24 protein-coding genes are annotated in these 21,972 nt (G+C 70.9%); 15 read left to right on the forward strand and 9 right to left on the reverse strand.

The window, feature by feature from the left end; genetic code table 11:
• The first annotated feature begins 192 nt into the window (after positions 1 to 192).
• The 6 genes from QK440_RS21445 (at position 193) to QK440_RS21470 (ending at position 4,409) form a co-directional block, all read left to right on the forward strand.
• Entirely contained in the window at positions 193 to 1,176 is a 984-nt protein-coding gene (locus QK440_RS21445) for a hypothetical protein (protein ID WP_282794782.1), read from the forward strand.
• 199 nt (positions 1,177 to 1,375) lie between these two features.
• Positions 1,376 to 1,651: a hypothetical protein gene (locus QK440_RS21450; protein WP_282794783.1), complete on the forward strand. Its 276-nt coding sequence runs from the start codon at positions 1,376 to 1,378 to the stop codon at positions 1,649 to 1,651.
• A 239-nt stretch (positions 1,652 to 1,890) separates the two neighbouring features.
• Positions 1,891 to 2,394: a DUF5949 family protein gene (locus QK440_RS21455; protein ID WP_282794784.1), complete on the forward strand. Its 504-nt coding sequence runs from the start codon at positions 1,891 to 1,893 to the stop codon at positions 2,392 to 2,394.
• Positions 2,394 to 3,053 (forward strand): vitamin K epoxide reductase family protein, encoded by a 660-nt coding sequence (locus QK440_RS21460; protein WP_282794785.1) that lies wholly within the window; start codon positions 2,394 to 2,396, stop codon positions 3,051 to 3,053. The genes QK440_RS21455 and QK440_RS21460 overlap by 1 nt, the downstream gene beginning before the upstream one ends.
• 13 nt (positions 3,054 to 3,066) lie before the next feature.
• Positions 3,067 to 3,477 carry a tyrosinase family oxidase copper chaperone gene (locus QK440_RS21465; protein ID WP_282794786.1) on the forward strand — a complete coding sequence of 137 codons (411 nt, stop codon included), beginning with the start codon at positions 3,067 to 3,069 and terminating at the stop codon, positions 3,475 to 3,477.
• A 59-nt stretch (positions 3,478 to 3,536) separates the two neighbouring features.
• Complete coding sequence (locus QK440_RS21470; RefSeq protein ID WP_282794787.1) at positions 3,537 to 4,409, forward strand: tyrosinase family protein; 873 nt, start codon at positions 3,537 to 3,539, stop codon at positions 4,407 to 4,409.
• Between the two features lie 128 nt (positions 4,410 to 4,537).
• Here the strand turns inward: QK440_RS21470 and QK440_RS21475 are convergent, their stop codons facing one another.
• From QK440_RS21475 to QK440_RS21485, 3 genes are all read right to left on the reverse strand, one after another.
• The gene (locus QK440_RS21475; RefSeq protein ID WP_282794788.1) at positions 4,538 to 4,813 is read right to left on the reverse strand and encodes a chaplin; all 276 of its coding nucleotides are present in this window, start codon (positions 4,811 to 4,813) and stop codon (positions 4,538 to 4,540) included.
• A gap of 147 nt (positions 4,814 to 4,960) precedes the next feature.
• Positions 4,961 to 5,695 (reverse strand): M23 family metallopeptidase, encoded by a 735-nt coding sequence (locus tag QK440_RS21480; RefSeq protein WP_282794789.1) that lies wholly within the window; start codon positions 5,693 to 5,695, stop codon positions 4,961 to 4,963.
• A gap of 299 nt (positions 5,696 to 5,994) precedes the next feature.
• Positions 5,995 to 6,714 (reverse strand): DUF5324 family protein, encoded by a 720-nt coding sequence (locus QK440_RS21485; RefSeq protein ID WP_282794790.1) that lies wholly within the window; start codon positions 6,712 to 6,714, stop codon positions 5,995 to 5,997.
• A 365-nt stretch (positions 6,715 to 7,079) separates the two neighbouring features.
• Here QK440_RS21485 and QK440_RS21490 point away from each other — a divergent pair, with 365 nt between their 5' ends.
• Together QK440_RS21490 and QK440_RS21495 are read left to right on the forward strand one after the other, a co-directional pair.
• Positions 7,080 to 7,613 carry a peptidylprolyl isomerase gene (locus QK440_RS21490; protein WP_282794791.1) on the forward strand — a complete coding sequence of 178 codons (534 nt, stop codon included), beginning with the start codon at positions 7,080 to 7,082 and terminating at the stop codon, positions 7,611 to 7,613.
• Positions 7,614 to 7,758: 145 nt separating this feature from the next.
• Entirely contained in the window at positions 7,759 to 8,652 is an 894-nt protein-coding gene (locus tag QK440_RS21495) for a rhomboid family intramembrane serine protease (protein ID WP_282794792.1), read from the forward strand.
• Positions 8,653 to 9,017: 365 nt separating this feature from the next.
• On the opposite strand, the gene crgA is transcribed toward QK440_RS21495, so the two are convergent.
• Positions 9,018 to 9,275, reverse strand: a complete 258-nt coding sequence (gene crgA, locus QK440_RS21500) for a cell division protein CrgA (RefSeq protein WP_282794793.1) — start codon at positions 9,273 to 9,275, stop codon at positions 9,018 to 9,020.
• 150 nt (positions 9,276 to 9,425) lie between these two features.
• Between crgA and QK440_RS21505 the strand changes: the two genes are divergently transcribed.
• The 7 genes from QK440_RS21505 (at position 9,426) to QK440_RS21535 (ending at position 14,439) form a co-directional block, all read left to right on the forward strand.
• The gene (locus QK440_RS21505; protein WP_282794794.1) at positions 9,426 to 10,217 is read left to right on the forward strand and encodes a DUF881 domain-containing protein; all 792 of its coding nucleotides are present in this window, start codon (positions 9,426 to 9,428) and stop codon (positions 10,215 to 10,217) included.
• Between the two features lie 53 nt (positions 10,218 to 10,270).
• The gene (locus QK440_RS21510) at positions 10,271 to 10,993 is read left to right on the forward strand and encodes a class E sortase (protein WP_282794795.1); all 723 of its coding nucleotides are present in this window, start codon (positions 10,271 to 10,273) and stop codon (positions 10,991 to 10,993) included.
• Between the two features lie 67 nt (positions 10,994 to 11,060).
• Entirely contained in the window at positions 11,061 to 11,219 is a 159-nt protein-coding gene (locus tag QK440_RS21515) for a hypothetical protein (protein ID WP_282794796.1), read from the forward strand.
• Complete coding sequence (locus QK440_RS21520) at positions 11,219 to 11,857, forward strand: aminodeoxychorismate/anthranilate synthase component II (protein WP_282794797.1); 639 nt, start codon at positions 11,219 to 11,221, stop codon at positions 11,855 to 11,857. The genes QK440_RS21515 and QK440_RS21520 overlap by 1 nt, the downstream gene beginning before the upstream one ends.
• The gene (locus QK440_RS21525) at positions 11,854 to 13,128 is read left to right on the forward strand and encodes a class E sortase (RefSeq protein WP_282794798.1); all 1,275 of its coding nucleotides are present in this window, start codon (positions 11,854 to 11,856) and stop codon (positions 13,126 to 13,128) included. Before QK440_RS21520 ends, QK440_RS21525 begins: the two co-directional genes overlap by 4 nt.
• Before the next feature lie 36 nt (positions 13,129 to 13,164).
• A complete protein-coding gene (locus QK440_RS21530; RefSeq protein ID WP_282794799.1) occupies positions 13,165 to 13,899 on the forward strand; it encodes a class E sortase in 735 nt (244 codons plus the stop codon).
• Between the two features lie 126 nt (positions 13,900 to 14,025).
• On the forward strand, positions 14,026 to 14,439 hold the full coding sequence (locus QK440_RS21535; RefSeq protein ID WP_282794800.1) for a hypothetical protein: 414 nt from the start codon (positions 14,026 to 14,028) through the stop codon (positions 14,437 to 14,439).
• A gap of 95 nt (positions 14,440 to 14,534) precedes the next feature.
• On the opposite strand, the gene pknB is transcribed toward QK440_RS21535, so the two are convergent.
• The 5 genes from pknB to QK440_RS21560 all read right to left on the reverse strand — a co-directional run bounded on the left by pknB (position 14,535) and on the right by QK440_RS21560 (position 21,962).
• On the reverse strand, positions 14,535 to 16,598 hold the full coding sequence (pknB, locus tag QK440_RS21540; protein ID WP_282794801.1) for a Stk1 family PASTA domain-containing Ser/Thr kinase: 2,064 nt from the start codon (positions 16,596 to 16,598) through the stop codon (positions 14,535 to 14,537).
• A gap of 170 nt (positions 16,599 to 16,768) precedes the next feature.
• A complete protein-coding gene (locus tag QK440_RS21545; protein WP_282794802.1) occupies positions 16,769 to 18,232 on the reverse strand; it encodes a penicillin-binding protein 2 in 1,464 nt (487 codons plus the stop codon).
• Positions 18,229 to 19,656, reverse strand: coding sequence for an FtsW/RodA/SpoVE family cell cycle protein (locus tag QK440_RS21550; protein ID WP_190135368.1), 1,428 nt, complete (start codon positions 19,654 to 19,656; stop codon positions 18,229 to 18,231). Before QK440_RS21550 ends, QK440_RS21545 begins: the two co-directional genes overlap by 4 nt.
• A 26-nt stretch (positions 19,657 to 19,682) precedes the next feature.
• Entirely contained in the window at positions 19,683 to 21,311 is a 1,629-nt protein-coding gene (locus tag QK440_RS21555) for a Stp1/IreP family PP2C-type Ser/Thr phosphatase (RefSeq protein ID WP_282794803.1), read from the reverse strand.
• Positions 21,312 to 21,431: 120 nt separating this feature from the next.
• Entirely contained in the window at positions 21,432 to 21,962 is a 531-nt protein-coding gene (locus tag QK440_RS21560; protein ID WP_282794804.1) for an FHA domain-containing protein, read from the reverse strand.
• Positions 21,963 to 21,972 lie beyond the last annotated feature (10 nt).

Raw genomic sequence — 21,972 nt, forward strand, 5'->3', positions numbered from 1 at the left:
GGGGCCGCGTACTCGAATGGCCGAGACCTCCCGCGACGGCCACTCCGGGACCCCGACCACGCCCACGACCTGCCCGAACACGCCGCTCAGGACGCGCAACTGACGCTCCGTCGGCCCGGCTCGGTTGCGACGGCCTTGCGGTCCTCCCACAGTGATCACAAGATCCGACGAGCCATCAGACGGGGACGACTCATGCGCGCTCCATCCGTACGGCGCACCGCGGCACGGCGCATCACGACCACCGCGCTCTGCGCGACGCTCCTGCTCGGTGTGACAGGACCGGTCCTCGCCCTCCAGGCCGCCGCGCGCGAGGACCCGCCCGCCGCCGGGGCTCCCGTACCGGAAGCGGACAAGCTGCTGGCCCAGGCGGAGGCACTGGCGGGCCTCGGCACCGTGCTCACGCCGGTCACCGACCTTGTGACGCAGGTCCTGAAGGCGGACAACGGCAGACTGGACCCGGAGCAGGCGAAGAAGCTCGGGGACGCCGTGGGGGAGGCCTTCGACAAGCTCAAGACGCCCGAGGCAGAGCCCCCGGCCACCTCCCCTCAGCCACAGGCCACCCCTCCGACCCCCGACACGCCCCAGTCACAGCAGTCCGACGCGCCGCAGCCCTCCGCGCAACCCGCTCAACCCGCCCAGCCACAGAAGCCCGACGCACCCCAGTCCTCCCCCGCGCCGCAGACGCCGAACGTGCCCCAGCCTTCCGCCCAGCCCGCTCAGCCCGCCCAACCGCAGCAACCGGACGCGCCCCAGCCGTCCGCCCCGCCGCAGCGGCCCGACACGCCCCAGTCCTCCACCCCACCGCGGACGCCGGACCTGCCGCTGCTCCTCGACCTGCCCGGATTGCCGCCCTCCCTGGAGGAAGACTCCGCGTACGCGGACCGTGCCATTCCGCGCAATCTCAAGGACGACACGGTGAAGCAGCTCCGGACGGCCGTGGACGCCCTGCTCAAGGCGTCCGTGTCCGGAGACGCGGCGACCGTCGCGAAATCCGTGAAGAACGTGGTGGCCGGTGCGGTGAATACCGTCGTCGCCGTTCTGCTCACCGACAAACTGCCCGCGCCGAATCTGCCGGGCCTGCCCCCGATGCCGAAACCGGCGAGCCGCGAGAAAGCCCCGGCGGATGCCGGGCAGGACAAAATCTTCAGCGGATCGCACAACTCGCGCGGCCATTAGTCCGGTTGATATGAGGATGTGGCGCGGCCCTTCCAACGAGTGGGTTCGGGAGAGTTCGCGTGCGCGGGGGTTTCCGGGCCGAGTTCCGCTCGTTGTTCCCGGGGAGACTGCACAGGCGTTTATTCCTTGGAGCACAGGCAGTAAAGGCCTGATCGGTGACGTTGTACAGGTGACGCGAGTCGCCGGAGAAAGGAACACGATGAAGCCCTTCAAGGCCGCCGCCGTCCTCGCCGGATCCATGGCCGTTCTGGGTGCCGCGGCACCCGCCTTCGCCGGTGGCCTGACGCCTCCCGGCCTGGGCGGCGGCCTGGAGTCGCTGTCCGGCCTGTCCTCCCAGGCGCAGCCGCTGAACCCGGGCGCGCAGGAGACGCCGGCCAAGAGCCCCGTCGTGAACGTGGTGAAGCGGGCCGCCGAGGGCCTCACCGCGCGCGGTGGCCCCACCCAGCTCCTCGGCGGTCTTCCGCTCGGCAAGTAAGGAACGCGACGGTCGCGGCGTACGCATGGACGGCATAGGCGTCGTGGCGCTCGGAAAGCAGCCGGAGGCCGGTCCGCGGAGCACTCCGCGGACCGGCTTTTCGCATGGGTGCCGACAGGTGCCGTGAATCGTCTTCAGGTTCGATCGGCTGACACCATCGGGTGGAGCCGAACGGTGGATCCGCCACTTAGGGGACGTGAGGCGAAAAGTGCCGCGCACGCGTCGCTACGGTTCCGTCCATGACCTCACCACCGAGCGGGCAGCTCCCTTTCCGGGCGGCCGACCTGGGCACCCTCGGGGTGATCGCCTGGAGCGGCGAACACCCCGAAGAGGAACAGGACATGGCCTTCCTCATGGCCTACTCCCTCGGAGACGCCGAGGGCGGCCCGGAGACCACGGCCGACGCCGTCGGCACGCTGCTGCACAACGCGGGGCTGCCGGTCGGAGGGCCCGTGCTCGACGGCGCGCAGGACCCGCGGCTGCCGGTGAGCCTCGTCGTCGAGGGCGGTGAGGCGGTCGTGAACATGACCTACGTCAACGCTCGGTGCGCCGTGCCGCCCGAGTGGCTCGCGGCGGCGCGGGACCGGGGCCACGCGTACTTCCTGATGACCACGCGCGCGTGGCCGGAAGGGGCGCCCGGCACCCCTGTGTCGGAGCAGAGCCTCAGGGACTTCGCCGGTGACGAGGAGACGCTGACCAACGCCGCGCACTGCCTGCTCCCCCTGCCACGGCCGGGCGACTGATGCGGACCGGGGTACGGACCGCCACGGTCCCCGAGCAGGCGGTACGGGAGGCGTCCCGGGCGGACGGCGCTCCCCCCGCGCGCGCGGTCGCGGGCAGCCGGGCGCTGGGCCTGCTCCTGGTGGGCACCGGGGTGGCGGGGCTGCTGGCGTCCTGGGTGATCACGCTCGACAAGTTCGCGCTCCTGAAGGACCCGGACCACCGGCCGGCGTGCAGCCTCAACCCGGTCGTGTCCTGCGGCAGCGTCATGGAGAGCGACCAGGCCGCGGTGTTCGGCTTCCCGAATCCGATGCTGGGCCTGGTGGCGTACGCCGTGGTGGTCTGCGTCGGCGTGAGCCTGCTGGGGGCGGCGCGGTTCCCGCGCTGGTACTGGCTGGCGTTCAACGCGGGGACACTGGGCGGGGTGGTCTTCTGCACCTGGTTGCAGTTCCAGTCCCTGTACCGGATCAACGCGCTGTGCCTGTGGTGCTGCCTGGCATGGGCGGCGACCGCCCTGATGTTCTGGTACGTCACCTCCTTCACCGTCCGCCAGGGCCTGCTGCCCGTGCCGGGCGGACTGAGGACCTTCTTCGAGGACTTCACCTGGACCCTTCCGGTCATGCACCTCGGAGGCGTCGCCATGGTGATCCTCACGCGGTGGTGGAGTTTCTGGACCGGTTGACGAGGGGGCACGCATGACATCAGGGGCCGGTACACCGCTGACGCACCGGGTGGGGCGCCGCCACCTGCTCGGCGTCGCGGCCGTGGCCACGCTCACCTCCCTGGGCGTCCTGCACGGCGCGTACACCCGGAGGGAGCCGGGACGCACCGACCGCGCGCGCCCGGCCCCGGAGGAGGGCGCCTTCGAGGAGATGTACCGGGGGCGGCACATCCAGGGCGTACCGCTCGCGCCCGGCGACGGACGGGCGCCGGGGGACTGGCACGTCACGGTCGACGGCCGGCGGCTCGGCGTGATACGCCGCGCGGACGGCAGCTACCTCAGCATGGTCGACCACTACGCGTCGTACGGGACGCCCCGCGCGGCGGCCCGCGGCGCCGTCGACGAACTCGGCGCGGGCGAGGCGCTGCGCGGCCACACGCACTGACGGCGCGGGGGCGCCACACCGGGGCCACGGCCCCGCAACAGCCGGAGGGGGCACGACGGGTGACCTACACACGCAGGAACCAGAGCCGTCTCACGCGGGCCGAGCGGCGCAGGTTCGTGGACGCGGTGCTGAGCCTGAAGCGCAGGGGGGAGTACGACGAGTTCGTCCGCAGGCACATCGACTTCTACGTGGCCGACGGGGAACGGCGGCTCAGGGTGGCCCACATGGCGCCCTCGTTCTTCCCCTGGCACCGCCGGTTCCTGCTCGACTTCGAGCGGGCGCTCCAGCGGATCGACTCCGCCGTCACCGTGCCGTACTGGGACTGGACGCGTGACCGTACGCCCGCCGCGTCCCTGTGGGGCGAGGACTTCATGGGCGGCGACGGGCGCGCCCGTGACCGGCAGGTGCGCACCGGCCCGTTCGCGTACGACGGGGGCAACTGGACGATCAAGGAGTCCGTCACGGACGGGGAGTTCCTCACCCGGGCGTTCGGCAACCCCGCGGACCCGCTCGACCTGCCCACCGCCGACGACGTGGAACGGGCCCTACGGGAGACGCGCTACGACGTGGAGCCCTGGGACTCGACGTCGAAGGGCGGATTCCGCAACGTCCTGGAGGGCTGGGCACCCGGCCGCGGCAACGAGCGGTGGCGCAACCACAACCGCGTGCACCGGTGGGTCGGCGGCCACATGCTGGGCGGCGGCTCGGTCAACGACCCGGTGTTCTGGCTCCACCACGCCTTCGTGGACCTGCTGTGGACCCGGTGGCGGCGGCGCCACCCGGACGCCGCCCCGTACATCCCCCTCCGGCCGCCGCGCCCCGGCGAGCCGCAGTACCAGCGCGTCGTCGCCCGCGACGAGCCGCTGCCGCCGTGGCGGGCCACCCCGGGCGACCTGGTGGGACACGACGGGACGTACCGGTACGAGGAGTGAGCGGGCGGGGCGTGGGGGGTGCGGAGCAGGGTCGGCCGTGGGAGGCCGGGCCACCGTGCCGCCGGGCGGCAGCGAGAAGCCCCCGGAGGGGGTGGTCACCGGGGGCTTCTCGACGGGCCGGGCCTGGCTCAGTGGCCGTACCCCTGGTGGCCGTGGCCGTGGCCGCCGTCGTTGACGCAGGTGTTGCCGAAGGCCGGGTTCAGCAGGCCGACGACGTTGATGGTGTTGCCGCAGACGTTGGCCGGGATGTGGACCGGAGCCTGGACCACGTTGCCCGACAGCGCCCCCGGGGAGTGGGCGGCCGCACCCGACGCGCCGGCGTCCGCCGAGGCCATCCCGGCGCCACCCAGTACGACCGCACCCGCGCCGAGCGTGAGGGCGGCTGCCTTCGCGATGCGAGACATCACGGTTCTCCTTCGAATCGAGACAACGCGGCCGCGCAGGTGCGGCCGCATCTCCCTAACGGCCCCTTGCCGGACGAGGTCACGGCGGTGAACTGAAAGCCGCACGATCGGTAAATAGGCCTTCTGTCGCGCGGGCCGTGGACCGCGTCACACGAGGCGCACGCCCCGTCTGGCCAGGTAGCGGACCGGGTTGACGTCCGATCCGTAGCGGCGGCGTCTGCGGATCTCCAGGTGCAGGTGCGGCCCTGTGGCCCGGCCCGTGCTGCCGCTGCTGCCGAGGCGGGTGCCGGCGCGCACCCGGGTGCCCTGGCTCACGGAGATGCGCGACAGGTGCGCGTACACCGCGTAGTACCCGTCCGGCATCCGGACGGTGACGGCCTTTCCGTACGGGCCCGACCAACGGGCCAGCACCACGACGCCCGCGCCGACGGCGTACACCGGTGTGCCGCGCGGAACGGCCAGGTCGATGCCGGTGTGGTGGCCGGCGAGCCACGCGCCGGGCACGCCGTAGCGGGCGGTGACCCGGAAGCGGCGGCGCAGCGGGCGCGTCAGCTTGCCGGGCGGTCCGAGGTTGCGCGGGGACGAGTCGCCGAGCTGCTCGGCGGCCGCCTCCAGGAGCGCCTCGAACTCCGCGTCGTAGTCGGCGTGGCACCCCTCGGGGCCGCCGTGCCGGTCGAAGACGGCGTCGTCGCTGTGGTCACTCCGGTCGCCCTGGTCGCCGAGTTCGTAGACGCCGTTGAGGCGGTGGTCCGTGTCCGGGGGCCCGTCGAGGGCGGACGCCCTCGTGCCGAGCACTCCCGAGGCCAACAGGAAGACGCCGATGCCCAGCGCGCCCCTCCGTGTGCTGCCCGCTGTGTGCGGGCCGTCTATGTGGTAGCCCATGCCCGACAGCACAACGGGGACGACGCGGTGCCGCACGTCTGGTTGCGCCGACCGGCTTAACCGGCGGGGGCGGGAGGGCCGGGCGCGGCCGTCCCCACGCGGAAACCGCCGCGCTGCGTGCGCGGCGGCAACCACTCGTCCGGTCCGGGGGACCGCACACTGGGCGGTCCGGTGGCCGGGGAGTCCGGCGTCCCCTCCGGGAGGCGTCGCCGGGGCCGGCCCGAACCGCCGCCCCGGAGGCCACGGTCACACCCTCCGCCGATGATCCGGCGGGCGCCCGCCCCGGTCCGACGCCCCGGTCAGGCGTGGTCGTCCTGCCCCTTCGCCTTCGCCTCCGTCTCGGCTTCCTTCGCCTGGACCTCCGGGTCCAGGGAGGCCTGCCCGCTGCCGTCCACCGACGTCAGCGGCGTACGGTCGGGCACCTCGGTGGCGGCCGGGGGCTCCACGAGCCAGTCCGGGTTGGCCTGCTTGTCCCACCACTTCCACACGGCGACGGCACCGGCGCCGAGCACTCCGAGTACGGCGAGGCGCTTGAAGACGCGTCCCCTGCGGGCCCGGCGCTCGTGCTTGCGGACGAGGCGCTCGATCTCCTGGGGGGACACCTGCCCGCGCAGCGCGGCGAGCGCGGCGGCACCGCGGGACGCGGCCTCCTCGCGCACCGGAGCCGCCACGGAGATGGCCTGCTCGAGGCGGGGCTTGGAGAAGTCGGCGGCCTGCCGGGCCGCCCTGCGGGTGCGGGCGGCGGCCTCGTGCGCCGCGTGGTCGACCTTCGGCGGCACATGGCTGCGGGCCTGCTCCACACGCGGCGCCACGTGCGTGTCGAAGTGGGTACGGGCCTGGCCGACGGCCGTCTGGGCGGCCTGCGACATCTTGGGCGCCAGGCGCGTCCGGGCCTCCTGCGCCAGGTGGGTGGCCCGGCCCTTGGCCTCCTCGGCGTAGGGTGCCACCGCGTCCGCGGCGTGCCGCACACTGTCCTTCGCCGAGTCCGCCGCGGCACGCACGCTGTCTTTGCGGGTCACGGGATCCTCCTCCTTGGTGGCGTTATAGGTATGTCACCTTTCCACCCTTTCCGGGATCATGCCTGCCGGAAGGGAGCGGGACACGCACGGGCGGGCATCCGGGGCAACCGAACACACCCGCCGGGTGGAACCGCGCGCGCCCACCGAGAGGAACTGCCGTCGACGATGCCACGGATCGGGCCGCCGCGCGCCGCCTCTGCGGCTACTCGTCGTCTTCCTCCCTTCTCTTGCCCTCTTCCCTCTCTTTTCCTTTTCTCTCCTTGCCTCTGGTCGCCTCTCCTGCCCGTCCCCGACTCGGCGGCTACTCGTCCCCATCGGGTCCGTGCGAGGATCGGAGGGTCACAGAGGACAACGGAAGGCAGATCGTGGCTGAGCAGCTTTACGCCACCCTCAAGACCAACCAAGGCGACATCGAGATCCGGCTCCTGCCGAACCACGCGCCGACGACGGTCAAGAACTTTGTTGAGCTCGCCAAGGGCGAGCGCGAGTGGGTGCACCCCGCCACCGGCAAGAAGTCCACGGACAAGCTGTACGACGGCACGGTCTTCCACCGGGTGATCAGCGGCTTCATGATCCAGGGCGGCGACCCGCTGGGCAACGGCACCGGCGGCCCGGGCTACGAGTTCAAGGACGAGTTCCACCCGGACCTCGCCTTCACCAAGCCCTACCTGCTGGCCATGGCCAACGCCGGCCCCGGCACCAACGGCTCGCAGTTCTTCATCACGGTCGCCCCGACGGCCTGGCTGACCGGCAAGCACACCATCTTCGGTGAGGTCACCAACGACGCGAGCAAGAAGGTCGTGGACGCCATCGCCGGCACGCAGACCAACCCGCGCACGGACCGCCCGGTCAGCGACGTCGTGATCGAGTCCGTCGTCGTGGAGTCGCGCGAGGGCTGAGCGCCGAGCGCCCGGTGCGCCGAGCCGCCCGCCCGCTCGGCGCCCGAGGGAACAAAACCGCCCCGCCCATCCGTAGAGGAGGGCGGGGCGGCGCGTTGACCAGCGTGCCGACGTCATCGCGTACGGCAGACCAGAGGGGACCGTGATGGACCAGGCGCCAGGCAGCCCGCAGGGGCCGCAGGACGCGCAGAGCCTGCCGAGCTGCTACCGGCACCCGGGCCGCGAGACGGGCATCAGTTGCACGCGCTGCGAACGGCCCATCTGCCCGGAGTGCATGATCAGCGCCTCGGTGGGCTTCCAGTGCCCCGAGTGCGTCAAGGGCGGCTCCGACACCGGGCCCGCGCCGGCGGCGAGCCGGCCGCGCACGCTGGCGGGCGGCACGCTCACGCAGGACCCGAGGCTGCTCACGAAGATCATCCTGGCGCTCAACGTCCTGGTGTTCCTCGCGGTCCGCGCGCGCGAGGACCTGGTCGGCGACCTCTTCCTCATCGGCGAGTGGCCGCCCGCGCCGTTCCCCGCCAGCCAGGGCGTGGCGGCCGGGGAGTCGTACCGCCTGGTCACAGCGGTGTTCACGCATCAGGAGATCTGGCACATCGCGTTCAACATGCTGGGCCTGTGGTGGCTCGGCGGCCCGCTGGAGGCGGCGCTCGGCCGGGTCCGCTTCCTCGCGCTGTACCTGCTGTCGGGGCTCGGCGGCAGCGCGCTGACGTATCTCCTGGAAGACCCGAGCGACGCCTCGCTGGGCGCCTCCGGGGCGATCTTCGGGCTGCTCGGCGCGACGGCGGTCCTGATGCGGCGCCTGAACTACGACATGCGCCCGGTCATCGCGCTCCTCGCGCTGAACCTGCTGTTCACCTTCACCTGGAGCGGCATCGCCTGGCAGGCGCACGTCGGCGGTCTCGTCGCCGGGGTGGTGATCGCGTACGGCATGGTGCACGCGCCGCGCGAGCGCCGTGCCCTGGTGCAGTGGGGCACATGCGCCCTGGTGTTCGCGGTCATCGTGGTCACCGTGCTCGTCCGCACCGCCCAGCTCTCCTGACGCCCCGGGCGGCCGGGCCGCGAGCGCGCCTCGGCCGCGTCCGGCCGCTCACCTGGCCGGACCCCGGGGGGCGCGGGCTTTCCACCGCGCGCCCCCGGGTTGTCCACAGTCTGTGCCCGATCTTGTGCACGACGTGGGGAACGTCTGTTCCGTGTATCCCTGATCCGGGTTTGCCCAGGCAGGACAAGGGGTGCGCGGAGCGGGCGCGGAGAGACGACCAGTCACACCGGCGTCAACGTCCGGAGAGTTATCCACAGATTTTCAGGCCTTTCCCCAGACCTGTGGATGATGGTGCTCACGCTGTGGATAACTGGGGCCAGGACTTGCGGACGACGCCGGGGGCCCGGGACGGGCTCAGGCGGCCGTCACTTCCACTGCGTGGAGACGCCGAAGCCCGCCGCGATGAAGCCGAAGCCGACCACGATGTTCCAGTTGCCCAGCGGGTCGAGCGGGAGCTTGCCGTCCGTGACGTAGAAGACGACGATCCACGCCAGGCCGATCAGGAACAGCGCCAGCATCACCGGGGCGACCCAGCTACGGCTGGTGAGCTTGATGTCCGTCGCCTTCTTCTGCGACGGCGCAGTGTAATCGTCTGCCTTCTTGCGGATACGTGACTTCGGCACGAGGGTCTCTCCTGTCGATGCGCTGCGTGGCCGCGCAGGTAGCTGGGTCCGGCGCCGGGGACGGACGCTACGGCGCTACGGTGCGCTAAGTCTTCCCCCGGGCGTCCGATAGCGTAGTGCTTCCGCGGCGGTGAAGGAGATAAGGGTACGTTGAGCAATTCCGCCGACTTCCCCACGGGCCCGGGCCACTCCTCTCCCGCCCCCGGCCGGCGCCGCCGCTGGCGGCCGGTGCGGGTGCTCACCGCCGGTGTCTTCGCGCTCGCCGGGCTGCTCTTCATGACCAGCTTCAACACGGCCAAGGGCACCAACATCCGCACCGACGACTCCCTGCTGAAGCTCTCCGACCTCATCCAGGAACGCAGCCGCGAGAACAAGGACCTCGACGACTCCAACAGCTCGCTGCGCGGCGAAGTGGAGTCCCTGGCCCGCCGCGACAACCCCGCCACCAAGGCCGACGACGCCCGCCTCGCCGCCCTGGAGCGGAACGCGGGCACCGAGAAGCTCCGCGGCGACGCCGTCTCCGTGACCCTCACCGACGCCCCGCCGAACGCCAGGGCCAAGCTGCCCGGCTACCCCGAGCCGCAGCCCAACGACCTGGTCATCCACCAGCAGGACCTCCAGGCCGTGGTCAACGCCCTGTGGCAGGGCGGCGCCGAGGGCATCAAGGTCATGGACCAGCGTCTGATCTCCACCAGCGCCGTGCGCTGCGTCGGCAACACCCTGATCCTCCAGGGCCGCGTCTACTCACCGCCGTACAAGGTGACCGCCGTCGGCGACCCCGACCGTCTCAAGCGGGCCCTCGCCGCCTCGCCCGAGATCCAGAACTACATGCTGTACGTCAACGCCTACGGGCTCGGCTGGAAAGTCGAGGACGACGAGGCGGTGACTCTTCCCGGCTACTCGGGCACAGTGAACCTGCACTACGCGAAGCCCCTGCAATAACCCTTGCAGCCCTTGTAGCCCTCGGAGCAGCACGCGCTCGGGAGGTCCCTGCGGTGTCGGTGCGCGCGATCGTCCGGACGGTCAGCGAGCTGTGCGTCACCGCCGGCACCGTGATCGTGCTCTTCGTCGTGTACGTGCTCTTCTGGACCGGGGTGAAGGCCGACCGGGCCATGGACGACCAGATCGACCGCCTCCAGGACCGCTGGTCCCACGGACGGGCCGCCCCCGGCGGCGCTTCGGGCACCGGCCCCGCAAGCGGCATCCGCGGGTCCCCGGGCGCCTCGCCCCCGGCACCCGCCCCCTACGAGGACGGCGAACCCTTCGCCGTCATGTACATCCCCCGCTTCGGTTTCACGTGGAACAAGCCCGTGCTCCAGGGCACCGCCACCGACACCCTCAAGAAGGGCCTCGGCCACTACGCGAACACCGCCCGGCTCGGCCGGAAGGGCAACTTCTCCGTCGCCGGACACCGCCGCACCTACGGCGACCCGTTCAAGGACTTCCCCGCGCTGCGCCCCGGCGACGCGGTCGTCCTGACCGACGGCGCGACCTGGTTCACGTACCGCGTCGACAGGAAGCCGTACAGGACGCTGCCCGGCGACGTCGGCGTCATCGACCCGGTGCCGCGCAAGTCCGGCTACCGGGAGCCCGGCCGCTACCTCACCCTCACCACCTGCGACCCGGAGTGGGGCCACAGCCACCGCCTCGTCGCCTGGGCCCACCTGGACGCCACCCAGCCCGTGGAGGCAGGGAAACCTGAGGCACTGCGCCGTTAGTCTGGTGCGGTACGGCGGCGACGGCTGGTGCGATGGCCGGGGGCCGCCTGATGACGGAAGGGACGGCATGTACGGCTGGATCTGGCGGCATCTGCCGGGGAACGCATGGGTGAGGGCACTGATCTCCCTGGTGCTCATCCTCGCGGTGGTCTACGTGCTCTTCCAGTACGTCTTCCCCTGGGCGGAGCCGCTGCTGCCCTTCAACGACGTGACGGTGGACAACTGATGGGCGCACGCATTCTCGTCGTCGACAACTACGACAGTTTCGTCTTCAACCTCGTGCAGTACCTGTACCAGCTCGGCGCCGAGTGCGAGGTCCTGCGCAACGACGAGGTCGAGCTCCGGCACGCGCAGGACGGCTTCGACGGCGTCCTGCTCTCGCCGGGTCCCGGCACCCCCGAACAGGCCGGGGTCTGCGTGGACATGGTGCGCCACTGCGCCGCCACCGGCGTGCCCGTCTTCGGGGTGTGCCTGGGCATGCAGTCGATGGCCGTGGCGTACGGCGGTGTCGTGGACCGGGCGCCGGAGCTGCTGCACGGCAAGACGTCGCTCGTCGAGCACGAGGGCGGGGGCGTGTTCGCGGGCCTGCCCTCGCCGTTCACCGCGACCCGCTACCATTCGCTCGCCGCCGAGCCCGCCACGGTCCCGGCCGAGCTCGTCGTGACCGCCCGGACGCGCGACGGCATCATCATGGGCCTGCGCCACCGCGAACTGCCCGTCGAGGGCGTGCAGTTCCATCCCGAGTCGGTCCTCACCGAACACGGGCACCTCATGCTCGCCAACTGGCTCGCCGAGTGCGGTGACGCCGGGGCCGTCGCACGATCGAGCGGGCTGGCCCCGGTGGTGGGCCGGGCCACGGCGTGACCGCGGAGGCGCGCGGGGGCGCCGATGCGGCCGGGGCGGGGGAGCACTCGTCGCCGTGGTTCCGCACGGCTCCCGCGCCGCCGCCACCGTCGCCGTCCGTGCCGTCTGCGCCGTCTGCTGAGGCGTCCGGGGGTGCCGGGGCGCCCGGAAGCGCTGGGGCGTACGGGGGTGCTGGGGCGCCCGGAAGCGCTGGGGCGTACGGGGATGCTGGGGCGCCCGAGCCGGTCGAGCGCGTACGGCAGGCCCAGCCGACGGGACCGGCGGGCCCGTCGGACCCGGTGCGGCAGCCCGGGCCGGTGCGGCAGGCCGACGACGAGACGATCGGGCTGCGGACGGCGGACACGCGGCGAATAGCGGCAGGAGGGCGGCCGAAGGCGCCGGGGCGGCAGCCGTTGCCCCAGGAGGTCCCGCGCGACCCGGAGGGGCCGGATGCCGTCGCCCCGGGCGGCGGCCGGGCCGCCCGGCGCAAGGCGGCCAAGCACAAGGGCACCCGGGGCGCGAAGCCCCGGTCCAGGGCCGTGGCGCCGTCGCCCGCCGACGGGGCGCCGGGCCGCCCCCTGACCCGGCTCGAGGCCCGCCGCGCCGAACGGGCCCGCAGGCCGAGCCCCGCGACCGTGGCGAGCCGTGCCATCGGCGAGCTGTTCATCACCGTCGGCGTCCTGATGCTGCTCTTCGTGACGTACCAGCTCTGGTGGACGAACATAAGAGCCCAGCAGCAGGCCGACGCCGCCCGCCGGCACCTGGAGGAGGACTGGGCGCGGGGCAAGGGCAGGCCGGGCGCCTTCGAGCCGGGCCAGGGCTTCGCGCTGCTGCACATCCCGAAGCTCGACGTCGTCGTGCCGGTCGCCGAGGGCATCGACAAGCACCGGGTCCTCGACCGCGGCATGGTCGGCCACTACAACAAGGGCCGCACGAAGACGCCGATGCCCGACGCCGACCCCGGCAACTTCGGCGTCGCCGGGCACCGCAACACCCACGGCGAGCCCTTCCGGTACATCAACCGGCTCGACCCGGGCGATCCGATCGTGGTCGAGACGCAGGACACGTACTACGTCTACAAGATGGCGAGCATCCTCCCGCAGACCAGCCCCGCGAACACGGCCGTCCTCGACACCGTCCCACCGGGTTCGGGCTTCACGAAACCCGGCCGCTACATCACACTGACCACCTGTACCCCTGAGTTCACGAGTAAGTACCGGATGATCGTGTGGGGCAAGATGGTCGAAGACCGGCCACGGGCCAAGGGAAAACCGGCCGCTCTGGTCGACTAGGGCGCCGGGAAGGCCACGACAGACGGGGCAGATGCAGTGGCAGCCACCACCGATCAGGACGAGCGGACCGACGGGTCCACGCCGGCGGACCCGCCGCGCCCGCGCGGCCGCGGCCGTGTCGCGACCGCGGTCAGCGTCTTCGGTGAACTGCTCATCACGGCAGGCCTGGTCCTCGGCCTCTTCGTCGTCTACTCGCTGTGGTGGACGAACGTCGTGGCGGACCGCGAGGCGAAGAAGCAGGGCGACCGCGTCCGCGACTACTGGGCGGACGGCCCCGGCTCCCTGAACACCAAGGACGGCATCGGCTTCCTGCACGTGCCGTCGATGACCGGCGGCGAGATCCTCGTCAAGAAGGGCACCGCCACCAAGACCCTCAACAACGGCGTCGCGGGCTACTACACCAAGCCCGTCAAGTCCGCCCTGCCGCAGGACAGGACGGGGAACTTCTCGCTGGCCGCGCACCGCGACGGCCACGGCGCGAAGTTCCACAGGATCGACAAGGTCGACGTGGGCGACCCGATCGTCTTCGAGTCCCGCGACAAGTGGTACGTGTACAAGGTCTACAAGACCCTCCCCGAGACGTCGAAGTTCAACATCCGCGTCCTCGACCCGGTCCCGAAGGAGTCGGGCGCGAAGAAGCCGGGCCGCTACATCACGCTCACGACCTGCACGCCGGTGTACACGTCCAAGTACCGCTACGTGGTCTGGGGCAAGCTGGAGCGCGTCGAGAAGGTCGACCACGACCGGACACCGCCGCCCGAGCTGACATAAGGCGCGCGTCGCACGCCTGCCGCACGGAAGAGCCCCGGGCCAAGATGTCCGAGGGCCGCCGCTTCCCCGAGCACTCCCCTGTTCTAGATTCGATCACGACCACTGTGATCGAGAGAATGTTGGGGGATGAACGTGAAGAAGACCACGCGGGCTGTCGGAGTCTGCGCGACCGCTTTGGCCCTGTCGGCTTTCCTGCCTACGACGGCGAACGCTGCCACCTTGACGGCGAGCTGCATGACCACCGGCGCCAACGGCTCCGTGCGGGTGCCGAACTTCCATGGCGCGACGGAGCGCATCCAGGTGGGTCTCACCGCGTATGACTCGAAGGCGGACGCAAAGCAGGCACGTGTCCGGCTGCTCACGAAGAACGCGAGCGGAAAGATCACATACTGGTCTTGGCACGCTGCCAAGGGTGGTAAGGGAACGCTCAAGAGCTGGAAGACACACGCCAAGGATGACCGAGGGATCTTCAATGTCGGTGTCCAGGTAGCCAGGTTCGACGGCAGCCACCTCGTCAACAGCTGTACTGACTGGTCCTGACGGGTCCAGGTCCCCCCGGGCCTGAGCGCGGAGAAACCCCGGTGCCACCTTCCAGTAGTGGCACCGGGGTTTCTCCGTCTCGTATGCCCTGTGCGTCAGTCCCGCTCGTGGCGGCCGAAGCCGGTCGCGCCCTCGATGAAGCCGCCGCCGCCTCCGTTGTCGCCGCCGCCCTGGTCGCCGCCGCCGGGGGTGCCCCCGCCGCCGCTGCCGACGGTCGTCAGGTTGACGGCGGTGCCGGGCTTGACCTTCTGGCCCGCGGACGGGAGGACGAGGACCACCGTGGCGTCGTCGTCCTGCGGGCCCGTGATGTTGCCGACGGACAGGTCCGCGTCCTCGATCGCGTCCCGGGCGTCGGACAGCTTCTGCCCGATGACGGACGGGACCTGGACGTCCTGCTCCTCTTCCTCTTCCTTGGGCTTCTTGGCGACCTGCACGTTGACGGTGGAGTTGGGTACGACCTGCGTGTTGGCCGAGGGAGTGGTCTGGATGACCTTGCCTTCCTCGACGCTGTCGCTTTCCACGTCGGAGCGGTTCGCGACGAGACCATTGGCCTCGATCTGCTTCTTCGCGGCTTCCCAGGTCTGTCCGGACACGTCGGGGACGGTGATCTTCTGCTGTTCCTTGGCGATGTACAAGGTGACGGTGCTGCCCTTTTGCACCTCGGTGCCGGTGACCGGGTCCTGCTCGAGCACCTTGCCCTCGGTCTCGGTGGAGATCCGCTGCTTCGTCTCGACGTTGAGCTGGTACTTGTCGCCTTCGAGCTTCTCGGTGGCCTCGCCCTCGTCCATGCCGAGGACACTCGGGACCGCCACCTTCGGCGCGCCGGTCGACACGACCACGTTGATCGTGTCGCCCTTCTCGACCTTCGTGCCCTCGGTCGGGGTCTGCGAGCAGATCTGGTTCTTCGGGTACTTCTCGCAGGGCTCGCGCTTGGAGACGGCGATCTTGAGGTCGACGTTCTTCGCCGACTGCTCGGCTTCCTTCACGGTCTCGCCGACGAAGTTCGGGGCCTTCTTCTCGTCGGAGGCGTCCTTCCCGGTGAACGCCCACTTGCCGATCAGTATCGCGCCCACCAGGACGAGGACGCCCGCGACGACCAGCAGGACCGTCGAGGTGCTGCTCTTCTTCTGGCGGCCGCGCCGGCCGTTCTCGTCGTAGCCGTAGCCGCCGTCGTCCGGGTTGACCGGGGGCATCATCGACGTCTGGCCCTGGCCGTGGGCGCCGTTCTGCGGGCGCAGCATGGCCGTGGCCTGGTCACCGTAGTCGCCGCCCTGGCCGCCGTAGCCGACGGCGCCCATCGCGGCGGTCGCGGCGACGGGCTGGCCGTCGAGGCAGGCCTCGATGTCGGCGCGCATCTCGTCGGCCGACTGGTAGCGGTAGTCGGGGTCCTTGGTGAGCGCCTTGAGGACGATCGCGTCCATCTCGGGCGTGATCTCGTTGTCGAAGACGCTCGGCGCCTGCGGCTCCTCGCGCACGTGCTGGTAGGCCACCGCGACCGGGGAGTCGCCGACGAAGGGGGGCCGTACGGTCAGCAGCTCGTACAGGAGGCAGCCGGTCGAGTAGAGGTCGGAGCGGGCGTCGACCTGCTCGCCCTTGGCCTGCTCCGGCGAGAGGTACTGCGCGGTGCCGATGACGGCCGCGGTCTGCGTCATCGTCATGCCGGACTCGCCCATCGCGCGGGCGATGCCGAAGTCCATGACCTTGACCTGGCCGTTGCGCGTCAGCATGACGTTCGCGGGCTTGATGTCGCGGTGCACGATCCCGCTGCGGTGCGAGTACTCCAGCGCCTGGAGGATGCCGATGGTCATCTCCATGGCGCGCTCGGGCAGCAGCTTGCGCCCGGAGTGCAGCAGCTCGCGCAGTGTCGAGCCGTCGACGTACTCCATGACGATGTACGGGATGGAGACCCCGTCGACGTAGTCCTCGCCGGTGTCGTAGACCGCGACGATCGCGGGATGGTTGAGCGAGGCGGCCGACTGGGCCTCACGGCGGAACCGGGCCTGGAACGACGGGTCGCGGGCCAGGTCCACCCGCAGCGTCTTCACCGCCACGGTGCGGCCGAGGCGGGTGTCGTGCGCGAGGTAGACCTCCGCCATCCCGCCGCGGCCGAGCACCTGGCCCAGCTCGTACCGGCCGCCGAGGCGACGCGGCTCTTCCATAGCTATTCCAGCCCTCTCCGTCGGTCCCGACCGCACCGTGTTGCGCGGTCCGGCGGTGTGCTGTCCGGGCATACCGTACCCGGATCGCCTAACGTGACCCGGCCGCAACCGTCACCCGATACAGGACCGGTATCGCTACGTGCACCGATGGGGAGTGGCCGTGACATGGGTCACTTCTTGCTGTCGAGGACCGCCTTCATCACGTCCCTCGCGATGGGCGCCGCGAGACCGCCGCCGGAGATGTCGTCCCGGGCGGCGTCGCTGTCCTCGACGACCACGGCGACCGCGACCGGGGAGCCCGAGTCGGTCTTGGCGTAGCTGATGAACCACGCGTACGGGTTCTTGCTGTTGTTCAGACCGTGCTGGGCCGTACCGGTCTTGCCGCCGACAGTGACGCCGGGGATCTTGGCCTTGGTTCCCGTGCCCTCTTCCACGACGGTCTGCATCATGTCCTGGAGCTTCTGCGCGTTCTCCTTGGACAGCGGCTTGCCCATCTCCTTCGGCGAGTGCTTCTCGACCACGTCGAGGCTCGGCGCCTGGAGCGAGTTGACCATGTACGGCTCCATGAGCGTGCCGTCGTTGGCGATCGCGGCGGTCACCATCGCCATCTGCAGCGGCGTGGCGGCCGTCTCGAACTGGCCGATGGACGACAGCGCGGTCTGCGGCTTGTCCATGTCCTTGGGGAAGACGGAGGCGTTGGAGCGGACCGGGACGAACTGCTCCTCGTTGAAGCCGAACTCCTCCGCCGTCTCCAGCATCTTGTCCTTGCCGAGGTCCGCGCCGATCTTGCCGAAGACCGTGTTGCAGGACACCCGCAGCGCCTGGCGCAGCGAGGCGTTCTTGCAGGGGATGGGGCCCTCGTTCTTCAGCTCGGTACGGGTGTCGGGCATCACCCAGGGCAGCGGCGAGCGCGTCTTGGAGTCGATGTCCGTGTACAGGCCGTGCTCCAGGGCCGCGGCGGCCGTGACGACCTTGAAGGTGGAGCCGGGCGGGTAGGTCTCGCGCAGGGCCCGGTTCAGCAGCGGCTTGTCGGGGTCCTTGTCGAGCCTGCCGAAGGTCTCGGCCTCCTTGTTCGTGTTCCCCGCGAAGCTGGAGGGGTCGTACGACGGCGTGGAGGCCAGCGCCAGGATCGCGCCCGTCTGCGGGTCGATCGCGGCGACGGCGCCCTTGCCGCGGCCCTTCAGGCCGTTGTACGCGGCCTTCTGCGCGGCGGCGTTCAGCGTCGTGACGACGTTGCCGCCCTCCTTCTTCTTGCCGGTCAGCATGTCGAGGCTGCGGCGGAAGAAGAGCCGGTCGTCGTTGCCGGTGAGGATGCGGTCCTCGATGGACTCGATCTGCGTGGCGCCTATGCGCTGCGAGGCGAAGCCGGTGACCGGGGACCACATGGGCCCGTTCTTGTACGTGCGCTTGTACTTGAAGTCGTCGCCGTCGACCTTCTTGGAGCCCGTGATCGGGTTGCCGTCGACGATGATGTCGCCGCGCGGCTGCGCGTACCGCTCGATGGGCACGCGGCGGTTCATGTCGTGCTCGGCGAGGTGGTCGGCCTTCACGTACTGGAGCCAGTTGTCACGGACGAGCAGCGCGAGGACGAGCAGCCCGCAGAAGACAGCGATGCGGCGCAGGGGCTTGTTCACGGCCGTACCACCTGGGTCATCTCGGCGTCGGGGTTGGGGGCGGGGGACGGGGCCGGGCGGCGCGCGGTGTCGCTGATGCGCAGCAGGATGCCGACGAGCGCCCAGTTGGCGATCACGGAGGAACCGCCGTACGCGATGAACGGCATCGTCATACCGGTCAGCGGGATCAGGCCCATCACACCGCCGGCGACGACGAACACCTGGATCGCGAACGCGCCGGACATGCCGATCGCGAGCAGCTTGCCGAAGGGGTCGCGGGCGGCGAGCGCCGTGCGCACACCGCGCTCCACGATCAGGCCGTAGATCAGCAGGATCGCCATCACGCCGGCGAGGCCCAGCTCCTCGCCGTACGTGGCGAGGATGAAGTCGGAGTTGGCGGCGAAGCCGATGAGGTCGGAGTGGCCCTGGCCGAGGCCGCTGCCGAGGGTGCCGCCGGAGCCGAACGCCATCATCGACTGGGCGATCTGGTCGGTGCCCGTCTGCGCGATGACCTCCTTGGAGAAGGGGTCCAGCCAGGCGTCGACACGCACCTTCACGTGCGGCTCGAAGGAGGCCACGGTGACGGCGCCCACGGCGGACATCAGCAGACCGAACACGATCCAGCTGGTGCGCTCCGTGGCGACGTACAGCATCACGACGAACATGCCGAAGAACAGCAGCGACGTACCGAGGTCGGTCTCGAAGACCAGGATCAGGATGGACATCGCCCACACGGCCAGGATCGGGCCGAGGTCACGCCCGCGCGGCAGGTACAGGCCCATGAAGCGGCGGCTGGCGAGCGCGAGCGCGTCGCGCTTGACCATCAGGTAGCCCGCGAAGAACACCGCGATGACGATCTTGGCGAACTCGGCGGGCTGGATGGAGAAGCCGCCGACCTGGATCCAGATCTTGGCGCCGTAGATGTTCTTGCCGAGGCCCGGCACGAGCGGGAGCAGCAGCAGTCCGATCGCGGCGACCATCGAGATGTACGTGTACCGCTGCAGGACGCGGTGGTCCTTGAGGAACAGCATCACGACGACGAACAGGGCGATGCCGATCGCCGAGTACAGGAGCTGCTTCGGCGCGGCGGGGCTGAACGCCCCGAAGGAGGCCTTGGCCATCTGCTGCAGCTTCTCGGACTGGTCGAGGCGCCAGATCACCACCAGGCCGAGCCCGTTCAGCAGCGTGGCCAGCGGCAGCAGCAGCGGGTCGGCGTACGGCGCGAACTTGCGCACCACCAGGTGCGCGACGCCCGCGAGGAGGCCGAGTCCGAGGCCGTAGCCGAGCATGCCCGGGGGCAATTCGCCGGAGATGGCGAGGCCCACGTTCATATAGGCGAACAGCGGGATGACGACGGCGAACACCAGGAGCGCGAGCTCGGTGTTGCGCCGGCTCGGCGCGCCGATGGCGCCGATCGTCGACGTGTGTGTAGTGCTACTGCTCATGGCGTGCAGGGGCCCCCAACGGCTGCTTACTGCTTACCGCACTGCGGGACCAGCTTCTGCTCTTCTTCGGAGAGGCTGGGGCCGGGTGTGGGAGTCGGTGCGGTGGTGGACTTGGACTTGTCGTCCTTGGCGTTCTTGTCGTCGCCAGGAGCGGTCGGAGTGCCGGTGGCGGTCGGCGCGCCGGTGGCGTTCGGAGTGCCCGGAGCGGCGGGAGCACCGGTGGGCGCGGGCTTCACGGTCAGGGTCTGGCTCGTCAGACCGCCCGCCTCGCCCTCGTCCTCACCCGGCTTGGCACTGGGCTTGGCGTCGCTCTCCGCGCGCTCCCTGTTCTCCCGCTCGATCTTGCGCCGCTCGGCGTTCTTCTTGCACGCCGACGCCTGCAGACCCAGCTCCTCGATCTTGCTCTGGGCGTCGTCGAGGCTGTCCTCCTCGATCGTCGCCTCGACCTGCTTGCGCTGGTACGACGGCAGGTACTTGAGTTCGATCTCGGGGTGGTCCTTCTCGACCTTGGACAGGCTCACCCAGGCCAGGTCCTGGTCGATGCCGCGGTAGAGCGCCACGTGTTCGTCCTTCGCGCCCACGTAGTACTGGTTCTGCGTCCAGCGGTAGCCCCCGTAGAGGCCGCCGCCGACGACGGCGAGCGCGAGCGCCGTGTACAGGGATCTCTTGAGCCACTTGCGGCCGCCGCCGGGCTTCACGAAGTCCTCGTCGCCGTACGCCCCGAAGGAGCCCTCCGGCGCGTACTCCGGGCTGTCGCCGCTGCCGGGCGGGCCGAAGCCGCCGGAGGACGGCGGCGCCGGGCGGCCGAGGCCGGAGGCGCGGCCCGCCGGGGTCTGCATGGCCCCGCCGTCGCTCGTCTGGAGCTGGTTCTCGGCGACCGCGCCGACCACCACCGGGGTGTCGGAGAGCTGGCCCGCGAGGGTGTCGCCGGTGTCGATGTCCAGGACGTCGGCGACGATCACCGTGATGTTGTCCGGGCCACCGCCGCGCAGCGCGAGCTGGATGAGCTCCTGCACGGTCTCCTGGGGGCCCTGGTAGCTCGCGAGCGTGTCCTCCATCGTCTGGTGCGACACGACGCCGGAGAGGCCGTCGGAGCAGATCAAGTACCGGTCGCCGGCGCGAACTTCGCGGATGGAGAGATCGGGCTCCACGTGGTCGCCGCTGCCGAGGGCGCGCATCAGCAGCGAGCGCTGCGGGTGCGTGGTCGCCTCCTCCTCGGTGATGCGGCCCTCGTCGACGAGCCGCTGCACCCAGGTGTGGTCCTGCGTGATCTGCGTGAGGACGCCGTCCCGCAGCAGGTACGCGCGCGAGTCGCCGACGTGGACGAGCCCGAGCCGCTGGCCGGTCCACAGCAGGGCGGTGAGCGTCGTGCCCATGCCCTCGAGCTGCGGGTCCTCCTCGACCATGAGGCGCAGCTGGTCGTTGGCGCGCTGCACGGCGGAGCCGAGCGAGGTGAGGATGTCCGAGCCCGGGACGTCGTCGTCGAGGGTGACGAGCGTCGAGATCACCTCGGAGCTGGCGACCTCGCCCGCGGCCTGGCCGCCCATGCCGTCGGCGATGGCGAGGAGACGCGGACCGGCGTAACCGGAGTCCTCGTTCCCCTCCCGGATCATGCCTTTGTGCGATCCGGCGGCGAAACGCAGTGACAGACTCATGCGCACCTCGCCCGTCGGCTCCGGGTACATCCGCACGGTGCCCACCCTCCGGTCGGGAGCGCGCTGGCGTCCTGTGTCTGGACCGCGTCGGCTCGCTCGCTCCGCTCGCTCATTGTCGTACTACTTCCGCAGCTCGATGACGGTCTTGCCGATGCGGATCGGCGCGTTCAGCGGAACGGGCGTCGGGGTGGTCAGGCGGGTCCGGTCGAGATAGGTGCCGTTGGTGGACCCGAGGTCCTCGACGATCCACTGGCCGTCACGGTCCGGGTAGATCCTGGCATGCCTGCTGGAGGCGTAGTCGTCGTCCAGCACGATGGTCGAGTCGTGCGCCCGGCCCAGGGTGATCGTCTGTCCCTGCAGGGCGACGGTCGTACCCGTGAGCGTGCCCTCCGAGACGACCAGCTTCGTGGGGGCGCCCCGGCGCTGGCGGCCCCCGCCGGACTGGCGCCCGCCGCCCTGCTGGCGCTGCTGCGGCGGCGGCGCCGCGGCGGCCTGCCGGGCGGCCTGGCGGCCGCCCTCCCGGCGCGCGCCGCGCTGGGTGACGCGCGTACCGAACAGGTCGCTGCGGATGACCTGGACGGCCACGATCACGAACAGCCACAGAACGGCCAGGAAACCCAGCCGCATGACCGTCAGGGTCAGCTCTGACATTGCCCCCGCT

It is taken from the genome of Streptomyces sp. CC224B (genome assembly GCF_030010595.1).
Lineage (GTDB): Bacteria > Actinomycetota > Actinomycetes > Streptomycetales > Streptomycetaceae > Streptomyces > Streptomyces longispororuber.

Bases quoted from the DNA above. Each gene is read 5' to 3' on its own strand.
- QK440_RS21445 (WP_282794782.1), top strand. From the start codon at position 193: ATGCGCGCTCCATCCGTACGGCGCACCGCGGCACGGCGCATCACGACC.
- QK440_RS21450 (WP_282794783.1), top strand. From the start codon at position 1,376: ATGAAGCCCTTCAAGGCCGCCGCCGTCCTCGCCGGATCCATGGCCGTT.
- QK440_RS21455 (WP_282794784.1), top strand. From the start codon at position 1,891: ATGACCTCACCACCGAGCGGGCAGCTCCCTTTCCGGGCGGCCGACCTG.
- QK440_RS21460 (WP_282794785.1), top strand. From the start codon at position 2,394: ATGCGGACCGGGGTACGGACCGCCACGGTCCCCGAGCAGGCGGTACGG.
- QK440_RS21465 (WP_282794786.1), top strand. From the start codon at position 3,067: ATGACATCAGGGGCCGGTACACCGCTGACGCACCGGGTGGGGCGCCGC.
- QK440_RS21475 (WP_282794788.1), bottom strand. From the start codon at position 4,813: ATGTCTCGCATCGCGAAGGCAGCCGCCCTCACGCTCGGCGCGGGTGCG.
- QK440_RS21480 (WP_282794789.1), bottom strand. From the start codon at position 5,695: ATGGGCTACCACATAGACGGCCCGCACACAGCGGGCAGCACACGGAGG.
- QK440_RS21495 (WP_282794792.1), top strand. From the start codon at position 7,759: ATGGACCAGGCGCCAGGCAGCCCGCAGGGGCCGCAGGACGCGCAGAGC.
- QK440_RS21515 (WP_282794796.1), top strand. From the start codon at position 11,061: ATGTACGGCTGGATCTGGCGGCATCTGCCGGGGAACGCATGGGTGAGG.
- QK440_RS21520 (WP_282794797.1), top strand. From the start codon at position 11,219: ATGGGCGCACGCATTCTCGTCGTCGACAACTACGACAGTTTCGTCTTC.
- QK440_RS21535 (WP_282794800.1), top strand. From the start codon at position 14,026: ATGAACGTGAAGAAGACCACGCGGGCTGTCGGAGTCTGCGCGACCGCT.
- pknB (WP_282794801.1), bottom strand. From the start codon at position 16,598: ATGGAAGAGCCGCGTCGCCTCGGCGGCCGGTACGAGCTGGGCCAGGTG.
- QK440_RS21550 (WP_190135368.1), bottom strand. From the start codon at position 19,656: ATGAGCAGTAGCACTACACACACGTCGACGATCGGCGCCATCGGCGCG.
- QK440_RS21555 (WP_282794803.1), bottom strand. From the start codon at position 21,311: ATGAGTCTGTCACTGCGTTTCGCCGCCGGATCGCACAAAGGCATGATC.
- QK440_RS21560 (WP_282794804.1), bottom strand. From the start codon at position 21,962: ATGTCAGAGCTGACCCTGACGGTCATGCGGCTGGGTTTCCTGGCCGTT.